The 16,590-nt window shown below is 56.4% G+C and carries 17 protein-coding genes; 12 read left to right on the forward strand and 5 right to left on the reverse strand.

Annotated elements, in window-relative coordinates; all coding sequences use genetic code 11:
• Positions 1–1,911 (forward strand): DNA topoisomerase IV subunit B, encoded by a 1,911-nt coding sequence (parE, locus tag ABD735_RS01300; protein ID WP_344802491.1) that lies wholly within the window; start codon positions 1–3, stop codon positions 1,909–1,911.
• Between the two features lie 3 nt (positions 1,912–1,914).
• Here parE and ABD735_RS01305 read toward each other — a convergent pair whose 3' ends face one another.
• Positions 1,915–3,159, reverse strand: coding sequence for a PucR family transcriptional regulator (locus tag ABD735_RS01305; RefSeq protein ID WP_344802493.1), 1,245 nt, complete (start codon positions 3,157–3,159; stop codon positions 1,915–1,917).
• A gap of 193 nt (positions 3,160–3,352) precedes the next feature.
• Between ABD735_RS01305 and ABD735_RS01310 the strand changes: the two genes are divergently transcribed.
• From ABD735_RS01310 to ABD735_RS01340, 7 genes are all read left to right on the forward strand, one after another.
• Complete coding sequence (locus tag ABD735_RS01310; RefSeq protein ID WP_344802495.1) at positions 3,353–4,873, forward strand: flavin-containing monooxygenase; 1,521 nt, start codon at positions 3,353–3,355, stop codon at positions 4,871–4,873.
• The gene (locus ABD735_RS01315; protein ID WP_344802497.1) at positions 4,870–5,700 is read left to right on the forward strand and encodes an SDR family NAD(P)-dependent oxidoreductase; all 831 of its coding nucleotides are present in this window, start codon (positions 4,870–4,872) and stop codon (positions 5,698–5,700) included. The genes ABD735_RS01310 and ABD735_RS01315 overlap by 4 nt, the downstream gene beginning before the upstream one ends.
• A 51-nt stretch (positions 5,701–5,751) precedes the next feature.
• Entirely contained in the window at positions 5,752–6,636 is an 885-nt protein-coding gene (locus ABD735_RS01320) for a metal-dependent hydrolase (protein WP_344802499.1), read from the forward strand.
• Between the two features lie 81 nt (positions 6,637–6,717).
• Positions 6,718–7,275 (forward strand): NADPH-dependent FMN reductase, encoded by a 558-nt coding sequence (locus ABD735_RS01325; protein ID WP_344802501.1) that lies wholly within the window; start codon positions 6,718–6,720, stop codon positions 7,273–7,275.
• 38 nt (positions 7,276–7,313) lie between these two features.
• Entirely contained in the window at positions 7,314–7,679 is a 366-nt protein-coding gene (locus ABD735_RS01330) for a CidA/LrgA family protein (protein ID WP_344802503.1), read from the forward strand.
• Entirely contained in the window at positions 7,672–8,400 is a 729-nt protein-coding gene (locus ABD735_RS01335) for an LrgB family protein (RefSeq protein WP_344802505.1), read from the forward strand. The genes ABD735_RS01330 and ABD735_RS01335 overlap by 8 nt, the downstream gene beginning before the upstream one ends.
• A gap of 49 nt (positions 8,401–8,449) precedes the next feature.
• A complete protein-coding gene (locus ABD735_RS01340) occupies positions 8,450–8,665 on the forward strand; it encodes a hypothetical protein (protein WP_344802507.1) in 216 nt (71 codons plus the stop codon).
• Between the two features lie 6 nt (positions 8,666–8,671).
• On the opposite strand, the gene rnk is transcribed toward ABD735_RS01340, so the two are convergent.
• Positions 8,672–9,079, reverse strand: a complete 408-nt coding sequence (rnk, locus tag ABD735_RS01345) for a nucleoside diphosphate kinase regulator (protein WP_344802509.1) — start codon at positions 9,077–9,079, stop codon at positions 8,672–8,674.
• 165 nt (positions 9,080–9,244) lie between these two features.
• Here rnk and ABD735_RS01350 point away from each other — a divergent pair, with 165 nt between their 5' ends.
• The 3 genes from ABD735_RS01350 to ABD735_RS01360 all read left to right on the forward strand — a co-directional run bounded on the left by ABD735_RS01350 (position 9,245) and on the right by ABD735_RS01360 (position 12,541).
• Entirely contained in the window at positions 9,245–10,201 is a 957-nt protein-coding gene (locus ABD735_RS01350; RefSeq protein ID WP_344802511.1) for a cation diffusion facilitator family transporter, read from the forward strand.
• Positions 10,161–10,391, forward strand: coding sequence for a GGDEF domain-containing protein (locus ABD735_RS01355; RefSeq protein WP_344802513.1), 231 nt, complete (start codon positions 10,161–10,163; stop codon positions 10,389–10,391). The genes ABD735_RS01350 and ABD735_RS01355 overlap by 41 nt, the downstream gene beginning before the upstream one ends.
• A 356-nt stretch (positions 10,392–10,747) precedes the next feature.
• Positions 10,748–12,541 carry a sensor domain-containing diguanylate cyclase gene (locus tag ABD735_RS01360; protein WP_344802515.1) on the forward strand — a complete coding sequence of 598 codons (1,794 nt, stop codon included), beginning with the start codon at positions 10,748–10,750 and terminating at the stop codon, positions 12,539–12,541.
• A gap of 11 nt (positions 12,542–12,552) precedes the next feature.
• Here ABD735_RS01360 and ABD735_RS01365 read toward each other — a convergent pair whose 3' ends face one another.
• Positions 12,553–13,452, reverse strand: a complete 900-nt coding sequence (locus ABD735_RS01365) for a LysR family transcriptional regulator (RefSeq protein WP_344802517.1) — start codon at positions 13,450–13,452, stop codon at positions 12,553–12,555.
• A gap of 140 nt (positions 13,453–13,592) precedes the next feature.
• Here ABD735_RS01365 and ABD735_RS01370 point away from each other — a divergent pair, with 140 nt between their 5' ends.
• Complete coding sequence (locus tag ABD735_RS01370; RefSeq protein ID WP_344802519.1) at positions 13,593–14,186, forward strand: FMN-dependent NADH-azoreductase; 594 nt, start codon at positions 13,593–13,595, stop codon at positions 14,184–14,186.
• Here ABD735_RS01370 and ABD735_RS01375 read toward each other — a convergent pair.
• Complete coding sequence (locus ABD735_RS01375) at positions 14,183–14,974, reverse strand: putative 4-mercaptohistidine N1-methyltransferase (protein ID WP_344802520.1); 792 nt, start codon at positions 14,972–14,974, stop codon at positions 14,183–14,185. The two genes, ABD735_RS01370 and ABD735_RS01375, sit on opposite strands and share 4 nt — an antisense overlap.
• A complete protein-coding gene (locus tag ABD735_RS01380; RefSeq protein ID WP_344802521.1) occupies positions 14,971–16,407 on the reverse strand; it encodes an SUMF1/EgtB/PvdO family nonheme iron enzyme in 1,437 nt (478 codons plus the stop codon). Before ABD735_RS01380 ends, ABD735_RS01375 begins: the two co-directional genes overlap by 4 nt.
• Between the last annotated feature and the right edge of the window lie 183 nt (positions 16,408–16,590).

Here is a 16,590-nt window from a genome sequence, read left to right on the forward strand (position 1 = left end):
TTGGCGAGCAGTGGCTCCAGTTCTACCAGCGACTATAATGCAGATTCGATAGAGGTCCTGACCGGTCTAGATCCGGTGCGGCGCAGGCCGGGCATGTATACGGACACCCAGCGGCCCAACCACCTGGCTCAGGAAGTGATCGACAATAGTGTCGATGAGGCGCTCGCTGGGCACGCCAAGCATATCAGTGTCACGCTGCATGCGGACCACACGCTGACCGTAAGCGATGATGGCCGAGGCATGCCAGTTGATATCCACAAGGATCAAGGACTGCCAGGCGTTGAGCTGATCCTCACCAAGTTGCACGCTGGTGGCAAGTTCTCCAACAAGAATTATCAGTTTTCCGGTGGCCTGCACGGTGTTGGTGTTTCTGTCGTCAACGCACTGTCACTCAAGCTCACAGTGCAGATCAAGCGTGATGGCAATGTCTACCAGATGCGCTTTGCCGGGGGCGAGAAGGTAGAAGACCTGAATATTGTCGATACCGTTGGCAAGCGCAATACCGGCACTTCGATCAACTTCGTGCCGGACCCGCAGTACTTCGACTCACCGAAGTTCTCTGTCAGTCGGCTCAAGCACAACCTGCGCGCCAAGGCAGTGTTGTGCTCCGGGCTTCGCATTACGTTCAAGAATGAAATCGACAATGAAACCATCGAGTGGCACTACGAAGATGGTCTGACTGACTATCTCAAATCCTCTACCGAAGACACGGTCACCGTTCCACAGGAGCCTTTCGTTGGGTCCATGGCTGGCGGCCAGGAAGCCGTGGACTGGGCCGTTCAATGGACGCCGGAGCGGGCTGAAACCATCGCCGAAAGCTACGTCAACCTGATCCCGACCATTCAGGGCGGCACCCACGTCAATGGTCTGCGAACCGGCCTGCTCGAAGCGCTGCGCAATTTCTGCGAATTCCGTAATCTGCTGCCGCGTGGCGTGCGCCTGGCACCCGACGATATCTGGGACCGTTGCTGCTATGTGCTGTCAGTCAAACTGGCCGATCCCCAGTTTTCCGGTCAGACCAAGGAGCGGCTGTCGTCGCGTGAATGCGCAACCTTCGTCGCTGGTGTGGTCAAGGATGCGTTCACGCTCTGGCTGAATCAGCATGTGAGTGAAGGTGAAGCGCTGGCGCAAATGGTTATCGAGCAGGCTCAGCGTCGCCTCAAAGCCTCGAAGCAGGTGGCCCGCAAGAAGATTACCAGCGGCCCGGCCTTGCCCGGCAAGCTGGCAGACTGTAGCGGCAGCGATATCGCCCTGAGTGAACTGTTTCTCGTGGAAGGTGACTCTGCGGGCGGCTCTGCCAAGCAGGCGAGAAACCGTGAGTTTCAGGCCATCATGCCCCTGCGCGGAAAGATTCTGAATACCTGGGAAGTCGAGTCCGGGATGATATTGGCTTCGCAGGAAGTACATGATATCGCCGTGGCGCTGGGTGTGGACCCTGGCTCCGACGACCTGACTGGTCTGCGCTACGGCAAAGTCTGTATTCTGGCTGATGCCGACAGCGATGGTGCGCACATTGCCACGCTATTGTGCGCACTCTTCTTCCAGCATTTCCGCCCGCTTGTAGCTGCTGGTCATGTCTATATCGCCATGCCGCCGCTGTATCGTATCGATCTGGGCAAGGAGACTTTCTACGCCCTTGACGAGTATGAAAAAAAGGGTGTACTTGACCGACTCGAAGCGGAAAAGAAGCGTGGCACGCCACAAGTGACGCGTTTCAAGGGGCTCGGTGAAATGAACCCCTTACAGCTGCGTGAAACCACCATGGCACCGGATACCCGCCGACTGGTCCAGATGACCATTGACGAGCCCAGCGAAGCGATGGAGCTGATGGACATGCTGCTGGCCAAGAAGCGTGCTGGAGATCGCAAGACCTGGCTCGAAGACAAGGGCGATCTGGCTGAAGTGGTCTGATAGCTAATCATCCGCTGTCCAGCTCAGTGCTTCAAGCGCGGCAGCGATATGAATCTGGTTCTGCGCCATGGGACGTGGCAGAAGGTCTTCTGCGCGCGCGAGCCGGCGTAACAGGGTATTGCGGTGGGTGTGGAGACGTTCTGCGGCCAGCGTTGCGTTGCAGCCTACGGTCAGATAGGTGCGAAGCGAGCGTCTGAGCGCAGGCTGAGCGCTCGCAAGGTCGCCCAGCGTGTGTTTGATGAACTGCTGTGTCGCTTCGGGGTCACGCGACATCAATGAAACGAGCCGGACTTCGTCGAAGCTGGCGAGCTGTGCACTGGAGTTCAGTCTGCCCAGCACACTCTGCGTGGCGAGGGCGTCCAGATGCGCGCGTCTGAAGCCTTCGATACCCCGTCCGGCAGATGCAGTCGTCATTCGAAGGTCAGCCAGTTTTCTCATGGCAGTCTTGAGCGCCTGAACGTCCAGTCCTTTGTCGCCGGTAGTCCAGACCCATAAAGTCGCTGTATTTGCGAGTACTGTCAGCATCTGCTCCGTACCCGCGCAACGAGCCAGCGTATGGGCCGCCTCATCAAGCAAGCCTATTTCGGTTTCCGCCTGCTCGCTCCAGACCACTGCGGCATGGTGAGCGTGATTGAGAGAATAGCCAAGACGGTGGCTGGCCTGCTGACTGCTGACCGATGCACCCTCGAGAATGGCGGTGACCAATTCGCGGCGGTCGACATGGGTGCCACGTACCAATTGCTCATGTTCGGTCTTCATGAAGCTGGCCATTTCCCGCATGCAGGCATCAATGAAGCTGGCGATCGAGCGGGCCGACACAGACAGTAGCTCCCGAAGCTCGTCCGGATCTGAAGTCAGCTGAAATGCTATAGCCATCCATCGTTGCCAGGCGGCGTCCTGGGCTGCTCGCGCGGCGGTGAACATGAGATTGGTGGCATCCCGTCGCACCAGTTCGCGGGCGGTGCTCATCATGTCAGACGGCAGATTTGGCGCAACCGGAGCGCCAGGCTTCTCGATGTTGGCGATCGCCCAGTGAATCAGATTTGACCGGTTGGCGCGTCTGGTGGCTGCCATGATGACAGGGTCATCGGCCATCAGTTGCAGGTTGTCGGTCGACAGGCTTGCCTGATCAATTTCCTCCAGCCACTCCGGCGGCGCACTCAGCGCGATTTCTGCTCCCCGACGGAATAACTCGCATACAGCCGGGGAAGGGGGCGCCCATTTTGCCGAAGCTGGAGTTTGCGGCATGACAGTGTCCTCAAGGCATAGGGTCGGAGAGTTAGCATATCGATATGTCCATAGTCTAACGTCTGAATGCTTCGGTGAAAAAGGGCGCTTTGCACCTTGTAGATTGAAAATTGATGCAGTTAGTACCTTGTTCAGTCCATTTATTGTGCACACAATAGCTTCTACATGATCAACCATTGTTCAAGGAGCCGCAGTGCCACTACAACAACAAGCAGCCACAGCGCATACAGATGTCATCATTGTCGGTGCAGGCATTTCAGGCATCGGTGCTGCGTATTACCTGCAGCGTGACCAGCCCGAAAAGTCATATACCATTCTGGAAGCACGTGAAGCCTCTGGCGGCACCTGGGACCTGTTTCGTTATCCGGGCATTCGATCGGATTCCGATTTGCATACCTTTGGCTATGAGTTCAAGCCCTGGGTGGATTCAGAGGCCATTGCAGGCGCAGACCGAATTCTTGCCTATCTCCGCAAGACCGCTGCAGAGCATGGTATCGATAGCAAGATCCGCTATCAGCACAAAGTCTGCAGCGCCGCCTGGAGCAGTGCAGACGCGCGCTGGACAGTCGAAGTAGAGCGGGCCGACACTGGCGAGCGCACCAGCATGACCTGCAACTGGATATTTGCCGCCGCTGGTTATTACCGTTATGACGAAGGCTTCACCCCGAAGTTCAAGGGCAGGGAAGATTTCAGAGGACAGGTGATTCATCCACAGCACTGGCCAGAAGATCTGGACTATGCCGGTAAACGTGTCCTGGTGATTGGCAGCGGCGCGACTGCCGTGACGCTGGTGCCAGCCTTGGCCAGGCAGGCTGCGCATGTGACCATGTTGCAGCGGACGCCCACTTACGTTATGAGCCTGCCGTCAAAAGACGCTGTTGCCAATGGTTTGCGCAGGCTCCTGCCTGAGCGCTGGGCTTTCGCACTGACGCGGCGCAAGAATATTGCGATATCCAGTGCCGTCTGGCGCTTCTGTCAGAAGTATCCGAAGATGGCCCGACGGTTTATTCGCCACTTCAACCGAAAAGCCCTGCCGGAAGGCTATCCGGTGGATGAGCATTTCAATCCCCCCTACAACCCGTGGGATCAGCGACTGTGTGCTGTACCCGACGGCGATTTGTTCAGAGCCATATCGAAGGGCAAAGCTTCGGTGGTGACAGATCATATCGAAGCGTTCACTGACAAAGGGGTAACGCTCAAATCCGGGCGGGAGCTGGAGGCAGACATTATCGTGACGGCTACCGGCCTGAACCTGCTGGTCTTCGGCGGCATCAAGTTGACTGTCGATGGTCAGCCCGTCGACTACTCGGAGAAAGTCGCGTTCAAGGGCATGATGCTCGATGGAGTGCCGAATCTCGCTTTCGCGGTGGGCTACACGAATTCGTCCTGGACATTGAAGATCGGGCTACTGTGCGAGCATTTCTGCCGCTTGCTGGCCCATATGGATGACCATGGCTTCAGTACCTGTACACCAGAGTTACCTTCAAAGGACATGAAGACGCGACCATTGCTGGATTTTGGCGCCGGTTATGTCAAGCGATCGATTGACAGTCTGCCGAGGCAGGGTGAGGGCTGGCCCTGGGTAATGTCGATGGACTACAAACACGATAAGACAGTGCTCCGGAAGGGGCAGATCGCCGACCCCCATCTTCGGTTTGACAGCGTGAAGGCCCATAAGACACCAGTCGCAGATTCAGGAGATAAAGCAGCATGAAGGATTTCAAAAATCGTGTTGTCGTGATTACCGGGGCCGGTTCAGGTATGGGGCGCGCCTATGCAGTCGAGTTCGCCAGGTTGGGGGCCAGGTTGGCGCTGAACGACTACGATGCTGATGGACTTGCGGAGACGGTGGGTCTGGTGGAGGGCGCTGCCCCGGCAGTGGTGAGTAAGGTCTTTGATGTAGGCGACAAGGCCACCATGAACAGTTTTGCTGACGAGGTAAAGGCTGAACTGGGAGATGCGCATATCATCATCAACAATGCTGGAGTTGGTGGTGGCGGCAAGCCAGTCTGGCTCAATAGCGATGACGACTATGAGCGAACCATGCAGATCAACTTTTTCGGTGTGGTCTATGGCACCCGGGCGTTTCTGCCGCAACTGCTCCGCAACGGCGAAGGCGCCGTGGTGAACGTCTCCAGTGTATTCGGTCTCGTCGGCACGCCTAATACCTCGGACTACTGTGCCGCCAAATTCGCAGTCCGCGGCTTTACCGAATCACTCATGGTCGAGCTACAGACGTCAGCGATATCTGTGCACCTGGTGCATCCGGGCGGTGTCAGAACCAATATCGCCAAGGGCGTCGAAGGCGGTGAAGAGTTTACTGCGAAGTATCTGAAGACGGACCCTGCCGACGTCGTCCGCCAGGTGATTCGCGGAATCCGCTCTGGCAAACAGCGCATTGTCTGTGGTCATAACTCTTTCAAGCTTTGGCTGACCTCCTGGAGCCTGCCCCTGGAAAAAAGGAACCGGCTGCTTCATGGTGAATTGAAAGCGCTGATGGATCCTGAGCACTATGACATCCTGAAGGGGCCGAAAGCCTGAGTTATCAGACGCCAACAGTTCACTAAAAACAAAAACAATAAGGAAGTCCTCATGATCAGCCAGACTGCTACGGCTTCAAAAATCCAGCCACGAGAGCACATGGATTTTCAACTGGACGAGACTATCCCGAAGTACTGGTTTCGCAACGACCCTTTCAAGACGCGTCTTCTCGATGGCATGCAAATGTCGTTTCCGGAAGGCGAGCGCTACTTCATTACCTGCGTCAGAGCTTTTCGAGCCGGAATATCAGATCCGACGCTCGAACAGCAGGTGAAGGATTTTATCCGCCAGGAGGGGCAGCACGGTCTCGCCCACACCAAGTTCAACACCTTACTGGCGCAGCAGGGTATGCCGGTCTCGCAAGTGATCGCCTTTCACAAGAAGCAGCTCGAGCGGCATCTCGAACGGTTTTCTCCGGCCTTCAATCTTGCCATGACGGCGGGTTTCGAGCATTTTACAGCCTTGATGGCTGATGCGTTCTTCACCGATGCCTCAGTGCTGGCGGGTGCTGATCATCGGGTCAAGTCCCTGTTCGCCTGGCATGCCATCGAAGAGATGGAGCATAAGTCAGTCGCTTTCGACGTGATGCAGAAGGTGGCCGGGGTAGGGTACGCCAGGCGCACTGCGGCCATGGCCTACAGCACGCTGCTGACTGTGCGGATGATGCTCGGCTACTGCGAGGCGCTGCTGAAGGCGGATGGGTTTGGCTGGTGGGCGCGAAAGCGCATGCTTCTGGCCAACCTCGGCTGGATGTATGGCGTCAATGGCGTGTTTTCGGCCCTGCTACCGAAGATTCTGGCTTATTTCAAACCGGGCTTCCATCCTACGGATATCCCGGACATGCGTTATTACGGACAGTGGATAGAGAGCTTTCGGCGGACAGAAGATCCCCTCAAGGCTTGTGATGCCCTCGTTGACGCCGCCCGGGCCGCCTGATATTCGTGCGCTGACTCGCGCGTCGGGTCCGCTTCAGTTACCCTTTCGTATTCTCTTCACATCAGAAGCGGACCTACGATTATGAAACTCCAAACAATTGCCTGTAGCACCCGGCCTGGGCGCATCGGTCTTTCCATCGCCCAGTGGTTTCATGAGTTTTCGAGCAAACATGGCGGCTTTGATTGCAGCCTTGTCGATCTGGCAGCATTCGAGTTACCGGTTTTTGACGAACCTGCTCATCCCATGCTGCAGCAGTACACGCATGACCACACCAAAAAGTGGTCCGCAAGCGTTTCCGAAGCAGATGCCTATGTTTTCGTGCTGCCTGAGTACAACTATTTTCCGCCGCCCTCCTTCGTGAATGCGATCAACTATCTTTACCGGGAATGGAATTACAAGCCCTGCTGTTTCGTCAGCTACGGCGGCGTCTCCGGCGGCCTGCGTTCGGCCCAGGCCGCGAAGCAACTGGTGACGACCGTGAAGATGATGCCTATGGTCGAAGGCGTCATGATTCAGATGGCTGGCAAGCGGATCAATGAGTCCAAAGTCTTCCAGGCCGACGATCACCTCGATAGCTCGGCCACTGCCATGCTCGATGAACTGGCAAAATGGGCGACATCACTCAAGACCATGCGTTGAACTACCGTCGCATCATTCACCTGATTCATCTATAAGCGATGCTGTTGATCCAAGGGTTCTTTGCCCTGTGTCTGTTCCTGATTGTCGGGGAGTCTGTCCGCTACAGCTTCGGCTGGCCGGTGAGCGGTGGTGTGCTGGGCATGTTGCTGCTGACCGTGTATCTACTCGCAAGGGGCAAGGTCAGTGAGGACATTGCGATAGCGAGTCAGCATCTCATCTCGATACTGATTATTCTGATCCTGCCTGGTGTGGTCGGTGTGTTCTTTCTCGCCGATCGCTTTGCCGGACAATGGCTGACCTTTGGCGTCGCCCTCGTGCTGGGGACTCTACTCAGTGTCCTCAGCACCTTTCTGATCATGATGGTCCTCACTCGCGATAAATCCCGGCCAAGCGACCATGACTGAGCTGCCGCGCTGGCTGGATGACCTTCTGGCGCATCTGGGTCAGTCTTCGATACTGGCTATTGCACTGACGATAGCCGCCTTCCTGGCAGGTACATGGATCTTCCGCCGGTTGAAACATCCAATCTGGTGCCCGCCAGTCCTCATCTCCGCGATGCTGACGGCTGCCGTGCTGGCTATACTGGCGATTGATTTTGTTGATTATCGACGCGGTGCCGAATGGGTGTCCATTCTCCTAGGCCCAGCCACCGTGGCTCTCGGCGTACCACTTTACCAACAGATTCATCATATCCGTGCCTTATGGCTGCCTATTCTGGCGACAGTGCCACTGGCCGCAACGCTTGCCTGTATTTACGCCGTGGCGCTGGCCTGGTGGATGGGCGGCACACCGGAGGTGCTGCTTTCCCTGGCGCCGAAGTCAGTCACTGCTCCCATTGCGATGGGTATTACCGAACACATCGGCGGCTCGCTTTCGTTGATGATGGGCGGGCTGTTGGTGACCGGAGTGGTGGCTACGCTATTCGTCAGTCTGCTCGCGCCTTTATTGGGCGTCACTGATGATCGCATCATCGGCTTCGTGCTTGGCGTCAATGGTCACGCCATCGGGACCGTGCATGCCTTCACTATCAGTCCCCTGGCCGGCGCGTTTTCGTCGCTAGGCATGGGGCTGACCGGTATTTTTACGGCGCTCTGTCTTCCGTTCGCGGCTGAGCTGTTCAAATGATATTTGCAGCCACTCAAGCGAACGAGATGCCTGCTACAGGAGCGTATTCGTGAGGAATAAACAATTTTGGGACTTTCTGCTGAGCACTGCACTGGAGGTTGAAGCGCTTGAGACCACAGACGATGCCTCACTGGCCAGGATCGCTGCGCTTATTGAAACAGTCGACATCATTTACAAGGGTGCATTCGACCCTGCCGATGCTTACGAGGAATACGTCGCTGCCGCACTGTGCGCGGCGCTTCACAAGAAGCTGCCGCGCCAATGACTAGCGCTAAAGGTGAAAATCGCCGGCCATTTCGGGTTGGTAGCAGATGTTGTCGATCCGAACCCTTGTCGAACGATCAGATCCAAGCGGCCATTCCATTGTCTGACCCGTGGATAGCCCAAGCAGTGCGCTACCAACCGGCGTAAGTACAGAGAGAGGACTGTCGTAACCAGTTAGTTCTTCAGGATAGACCAGTGTATAGGTGAACGTTTTCTGCGTAGAAAGAATAGTGAAGGTCACCCGCGAGCGCATGGTGGCCACGTCAGCCGGCATGTCTTCAGGCATCCGATGTTCGGCACGTTCGATTTCTTCAGCCAGCAAATCAGCTTCCGGGCTGAAGGGTAACTTGTCCAGCAAGGCACTGAGACGCCTGTAGTCGACAGTCGATAGCTTGATGGGTGGCATGCTAACCATGGCAAAAACCTCGAAAACAGCGTCGCTTCGATAGCGAAACTGTTGATGGATATTTAGGGGATACCGTGATGCTAGGACAAACCCTGAAGCGCCGCAAGCGCTCTCCTACTATACTGACATCGCCCAAGCGTTTTCGTTGAATAAGTAGGAAGAGGAAGGTCCTGCATGGCTGCCCACAAACACCACCATCACACTGACCACAGCCATGGTCACAACCACAGTCATAGTCACAGCCATGGGAGTGGGAAGACTCTGCTGTTTGCCCTGATCTTCACCATCAGTTTTGCCGTCGTCGAAGTGCTGGGGGGGCTCATGGCGGATTCGCTCGCGCTGTTGTCCGATGCGGGTCATATGTTCACGGATTCCCTGTCGCTTGGCGTGGGGGCCTTTGCCGCCTGGCTGGCCAGCAAGCCTGCTTCTCGGCGGCACTCTTTTGGATTGCAGCGGGCCGAAGTGCTGGGCGCGCTATTCAACGTTATCTTCATGTTTCTTGTCGTCGCCTTCATCACCTATGAGGCGGTTCTCAGGTTGAGTGAGACCCCCGAGGTCAACGGCCTTGTCGTGATGGTCATTGGTGGGCTGGGGCTTCTGGTCAATGTCGTAGTGGCCTGGGTGCTCATGCGAGGCGAGCAGAATATCAATGTTCGTGGAGCGCTTCTGCACGTCATGGGCGACCTGCTGGGCTCGGTCGCTGCGCTTGCTGCCGGTGCAGCGATCTATTTTGGCGGTCCGTATATTGTCGACCCAATACTGTCATTGGGCGTCAGTCTGTTGATTCTGATCTCTGCCCTGCGCCTGCTGCGTGAAATTGCACACGTGTTGATGGAGGGGGTGCCGGCCGGTATCAATGTCAGTGAGGTCAGCGAAGCGCTGACGCAAACACCAGGCGTTCAGGCAGTCCACGATATGCATATCTGGAGTCTGACGACGAGTAGTCACGCGCTGGCGGCGCATATCGAATTGAGTTCGATGCAGTCCTGGGTGGACATCCTGCCGCAGTTACGCAGTGTATTGCGAGATCGCTTCGCTATTACCCACAGTACCCTGCAACCAGAGGACGCTGGCATGCGCCTGAGCTGCGATGCCGAACCGAACTGCGGAAGCGGTCATCCCGCAGCATAGGAGACGTTTTGTTTACGCAACTGTTGTACCCGCGGAGGCGGGGGCCGTGAACATGACAGTCAGTATTGGCATTGCCGCTGGCGTGCCGTCAAAGCGGGACGGCCAGGCAGAGCTTCTGACACTGGCAGATGCACGACTGTATATGGCCAAGTCGAACGGTCGAAATCGCTTTGAAACCGGCGCTTGCTGACAGTCTGAGATCCAGCCTGACATCGCCTTCCACCTTCTCACTGTAAACTGCTATCGGTGAATGGGCGGCAGCACGCGTTCTGTTTTAGGTCTTTCGGCCAGCCGTTCATTTCTTTACAAGATCATGCGCTTCCACAATGGTCTGCCACCCACAGCCTCCTATACTTGCCTCTATAGGTGCACCTGCACCAAAACAGCGAGCGTGGAGTTCACTACCCCTGACAGAACATCATCGACGGCCTGCCCACTGCAGTGCCACCACCTGAAACGATAGACGACATAGTGCTTTCGACCGGTGATAAACAAGATCGGAACCAGCTGTTGGGCTGGCTTCGTTGCATGCTCCTGGTATTTGTAATGCCGGCGACAGACTGTCTTGCGCTGGATGAAATACGGGTCGACGAGCAATTCAACAGTGCGGCTCTCGGAAAACACCTGGAGTATCTGAAAGATCCACAGCGCGAGCTGACCCTGCCAGAAGTGCTGGAGCGGAGCGAGGACTTCATTCGAAGCGAGGCTGAAGTCATCAATCCCGGCTATACCTCGGCCGGTTACTGGGTTCGCTTTCAGCTCCGTAATGTGACGACCGAAGCCCAGACGGTCTTTCTCGACTATCAGACGCCCTTCGTTGACACCATCAGGCTCTATCAACCCTTGGAACAGGGTGGCTATGACCTGCAACGCTCGGGCAGGCTGGTATTGCCCGCAGATCGACCATACCAGTCCCGGCATTTCGTCCTCCCCATAACGCTGCCTGCAGAACAGTCGCAGACTTTCTACCTCTACGCCGACAGCGCCGACACCTTCTACATGCCCTTGCAACTGTTCGACGAAGCGGCACTGAATGAGTCTCAGCGTGTCAGCTACGCATGGTTGACGTTCTATCAGGGGCTGATTTTCGCCATGACGGTGTTCAGTATCTTTCTACTGGTCACTGTACGCGACAAGGTATACGTGTTCTATATCCTGACCATAGTCGTGCATCATGGCCTGTTCTTCGCCATGTACGACGGTCTGACCTATGACTATTTCGGTCTTGAACATCCATGGTGGTTCCGCGAGGCGCTCTCTCTGGTGGCTGCGCTGTCGATGGCCATCATCATGCAGTTCAGCCGCCTTCTGCTGAATACCCGGCAGGAGCAGCCCCGTCTTGATCGCTGGATCGTCGCACTTCAGTGCTTGGCGGTGGTGACCGCGATCGCCAGTATTTTCCTCGATTACTATATCTCTATTCGGATTGCCAACCCGGTGGCTTCAATCACGGGCGTATTGCTGTGCCTTGCGGGTTGGAACAGTTACCGCAATGGCAATAGCGCCGCACGGTACTTCCTGCTGGCATGGGCCTTCGTGATCATTGGTGGTTTTGCCTTCAGCCTCAAGGCCTGGGGCATTCTGCCGGTAAATCTGTTCACAGAGTACGGCTGGCAAATGGGTTCAGCAGTCGAGGCGCTTCTACTGTCCATGGCCATTGCCGAGCGGATCAATATCGAAGTTCGTCAGCGAGAGCGTTCACAGCGGCAGGTCCAGCAGGCTCAGGCTCATGCGCTCGAAGTTCAGCTCAGAGCAAACGATACGCTTGAAGAGCGGGTGCGCCAGCGCACCGAGCAGCTGGAGAAGGCTAATCTTAAGCTCGAGAAGATGAGCTTCACCGATGGTCTGACGGGACTGCACAATCGGCGCTTCTTTGAGCAACGGCTGGAACTTGAATATGCCAGAGCTTTTCGGGACAAGATCATGCTGGCCGTCATGGTGCTGGATATCGACAACTTCAAACGCTTCAATGACGACTACGGTCACCTGGTGGGTGACCAGTGCCTCAAGGCCGTGGCGGAGGCAATACGGGCTCAGTTGCAACGTCCTTCCGATGTTGCTGCGCGCTATGGTGGTGAGGAGTTCTGCGTACTGCTGCCGACAACCAGCCTCGAAGGCGCCTTCTACATTGCGGAGCGTATAAGACTGGCTACGGAAGAACTCGGGTTTTCAGTCGATGGTGAGCTGGTCGACGTCTCGATCAGTATTGGTCTCGCTGCCTTGGTACCAGGTACGGAGGCGGGCGTGGAGTCGTTGCTCAAGTCGGCCGACACAGCGCTGTACAAATCCAAACATAGCGGGCGGAACAGGGTCACGCTAGCAGAAGCGTGCACTGGCTGAGTCCGCCAAGCCTACCAGGGTAAGGTCTGTCCAACTGTCAGCAGTTCATCGATCAACAAACGAACCTTTGCAGACAGGTATCGATTCTGCGGGTACATCGCATAGATACCTCTGTCTGGTATGGTTTTATAGTCAGCTAGAATCTGTTCCATCGTGCCAGCCTTCAGCTGTTGCGCAGCAGCAAATATCGGTAACAGGCCGATGCCGATGCCCTCCGCCACTGCAGTGCTCATCATTTCGGCCGAATTCGCCAGCATATGGGCGTGTCTATATACGCTACCCTGCCGTCCATCCTTATGCTCGAAAAGCCAGTCGGACTGAAGGCCATGGCGGCTGTAGATGATATGGCGGTGTCCGGCCAGGTCCTCGGGTGTTTCCGGACGGCCGTGTTGTTGCAGATACGAAGGACTTGCACAAAGCATGATAGGGCAGTCGGCCAGACGCCGGGCGACCAGAGTCGAGTCAGCAAGAGAGGCGATGCGTATGGCTACATCGTAGCCTTCGGACACGAGATCGACATGGCGGTCGTCGAAATCGATCTGCAGGTGCACCTCTGGATACCGGGCGGCAAAGGCAGCAAAAGGCTTGACCAGATGCCTTCGACCGAAAGACATTGGTGCGCTGATTTTCAGCGATCCCTGCGGCGCTGCACCAAGATCCTGTATTTGCCGCTCTGCTTCGGCAAGATCTTCGAGTGCCTGCCGCGCCCGTTCATAGTAAATGGCCCCTGCTTCTGTGAGTGAAACATGCCGGGTGGTTCGGTTGAGCAGCTTGACCCCGAGCTGAGCCTCCAGGTTCTGCATCTGTTTGCTCAAGGCCGAACCACTGGTGCCCAGTGCGTTGGCTGCGCCAGTGAAACTTTTGTGACGAACGATCTCGAGAAAGAATTCCACCCGACTAAGCCGCTCCACTTCGTTCTCCTGCTGATAAATACTTGAGCGATTATAGCTGTTATGGACTTAATAATATTCCGATTGAGCGGATTATCATTCTCCCGGAAAAAGATAGAGTAAGTCCATAGTTAGCCCGCCCATTGGAACAGGACAGTAGCATGACCACAATTCTTCACATCGACGCCAGCGCCCGCAATACGGATTCCACCAGCCGAAAGCTCTCAAGCGCTTTGCTTGACGGCTTGCAGAAGGATGGCGATCAAGTCATTTACCAGGATCTGGCCGAAGGCCTTCCCTTCGTGACTGAAGCGATGATTGGCGCTTATTACACAGCATCCGATGCCCGCACTGAAACACAGCTGGCAAACATTGCGGTATCCGAAGCGCTGGTCGATCAACTCGAGGCTGCCGACATCGTCGTCATCGGTCTGCCGATGTACAATTTCAATGTTCCAGCAAGTTTCAAGGCCTGGATCGATCTGGTTGCGAGAGTGGGACGCACCTTTCGCTATACAGCTACAGGGCCTGTCGGGTTACTGGAGGGTAAGCGCGCTTATGTCGCTGTCGCGACGGGCGGGGTGGCCATTGGCAGCGAAGCGGACTTCCTGAGCCCCTACGTGCGATTCGTGCTGGGCTTCATCGGAATCAATGACGTCACCTTCATCACCGCAGACCGCCTGAATGCTGCCGGTGACGACAGCGTGGACAGTGCCCACGCGCAGATACAGAGTATCCTGGACAAGGCAGCTTAAGCAGGGCGCCTGCGTCGCCGCCAGACGGTCATTTCAGCCACCGAGTGCTGAAACTTTCTGGCGGTTTCCCTGATCACGAAATGCACGTCGACCGGATTATCCTGCCGTTCGAAATGTTCGTCCAGTATGGCGTGCATGCCATCCAGTACCGTTCGTGGCTCACCGTCTGCGTCGATGAAGCCACCAATCCAGTCCGTCCGCTCGGTGAACGCTTCCAACAGGGTATAAGGACTGCTGATGACGAACAGCCCGTCGTCGTTCAGTCGCTCTTGCATACTGTCGAGAAAGGCAGCTGGTGCAGACAGGCGATCGAGCAGGTTGCCAGCGAAAATCAGATCATGCCGTTGGCCTGATTTTGCTACGCAGGCGTCCCCCACCTGAAACTTCACTCGACCGGCTGTATCTGCCAGTTTCAAACGCGCCAGGTCTGCTGAATAGTTTTCCCTCAATTCGCCCTGAGTCGTGAGTGAGTATCGGTGCTGTCCAGTCTCCTGAAGCGTCCTTGCCGCTTCGATGAAGCGTGCAGACAGATCGATCGCCTCGACGTGCTCGAAATGCCTGGCGAGTTCGAAGGCCGTGCGACCGCAGGCGCAGCCCAGCTCAAGCACGCGAATGGGACCGTCGAGAGATCTCAGGTCTGTGCGCTCAGACAACGCTTCGACGCAGAGTTCTGCACAGCGGGCAGGATAATTGGCCACACCAAAATGGTCGGGGCCGTAATGAAAATCGAGGTACTGGTCCAATAATTCATCAGTTTCATAAGTGGCCTGGGTCATGCCAATGGTCATGTTTGTCTGCTCGGGTTGAGTGCACAGCTACGGAAGCCGGTGAAGACATCGAACCGGTCAGGCAGGTAGGCTTGTCGATAGGTACCACGGATGAGTAACGACGATGTAGCACAAGAGCCGCCACGTGTCGTTTTGTGGGTGCCGAACTGAAGCGTTGACATATAGGGATACATATCCATTCTGAAGCCGTCGTACGGCAGGAACTGTGACGAGGTCCATTCCCAGCATGTACCGATCATCTGAAGACAGCCCGAGGGACTGGCACCAGCCGGCAGGGCAGTGGCTGGCAGTCGGCCCAGAGCACGCGCATCCATGTCCGCAAGACTGGCGAAGTCTTCCGGGGAGCCATCGCTGACCCCCGTGCGCTCCCAGGGCAGTAGCTGAAAATCCTGGCCGGGGCGATTGTCCAGCGCAGCGGCCTCCCACTCCAGCTCGGTTGGCAGCCGACGACCGGCCCATGCGCACCATGCTTCGGCCTCCCAGTAAGCGATGTGAAGCACCGGGTGCGAGGGTTCAAGTGGCAGCCATTGATCGAAATGCCGCACTTCCCAGCCGTCTCTTGAGGCGCGCTTTCGCCAGTATTGCGGATGCCGCGGTGGCGCGTCTGCCGGTATATCGCCCTGCTGATGAATATAACGGGCCTGCTGCGCGTGCCATTCGGCTGCTATGGGTCGCTTCTGGGCATTACGCAACCAGCCCCTTCCACCCTGGCTCCAGAACTCGGGTCGGTCATAACCGCCATCTTCGACGAAGGCGAGAAAGTCTCCGCAGGTCACCAGAGTCCTGCTGATTGAAAAATCGCTGATGACTGCGCGGAACCCAGGTTGCTCGCAGTCGAAACCGAAGTCCCGACGTGCGAACTCACTGGAATCGCCCGGCAGACCGATCAGAAAGTAGCCGCCCCGAATGTCAGTATCGCCCACGGCATTGGCTGTATCGCCGGTGTCAGTGTGCGATAAATTCGGCTCTTCTGGCGGCGCTGGTGGTGTCGGTAAAGCCAGGGTCTGTCTCGCCCAGATCATCGACTCGATATGCATGTTCTGATGGCAGATGGCATAACGGTAGAGATAGTGATCATTCGACGTCAGCGGCTTCTCAAACAATCGAGTCATCACCTGACGTTGCACGTGCCTCACATAGTCGAGCGTGGCCAGATAGGGGGGGAAGAGACTGGGGGACCATCGGTCCGCGTGATCCAGTTCAAACGAATCCCAGACCTCGTCCATGCTTGGGTCGAATGAGCTGACGCCATCGAGAGCCATCAGCAGGAAAAACTCATAGAAGAAGGCACTATGACCGAGCTCCCACACGGGCGGGTTGATGCCGGAGTGATAGGGCACTGCTCGCTGTTCATCGGACAATTCACTCACCAGCGACTCTATTCTCTGATGCGTGAGATCGAGCGCCTGGATAAGTGCTTCCCGGCTATTCATGGTCTTTTACTGACAGGACGGCAAGGGTCATTCAAAAGCAGACTCGGTTGGCGCAAAGGCTCATTCTGTCACGCCCGTGCGTCTACTGGAAGTCGTCCGACCGGCCGTCTGCGCCTTCACCACCTGCTGATCGGCTTTTAATCCATGAGCGTATTCTTCATTGCTCAGAGGCCATCTCGGTTC

Source organism: Allohahella marinimesophila, assembly GCF_039538005.1.
GTDB lineage: Bacteria > Pseudomonadota > Gammaproteobacteria > Pseudomonadales > Oleiphilaceae > Allohahella > Allohahella marinimesophila.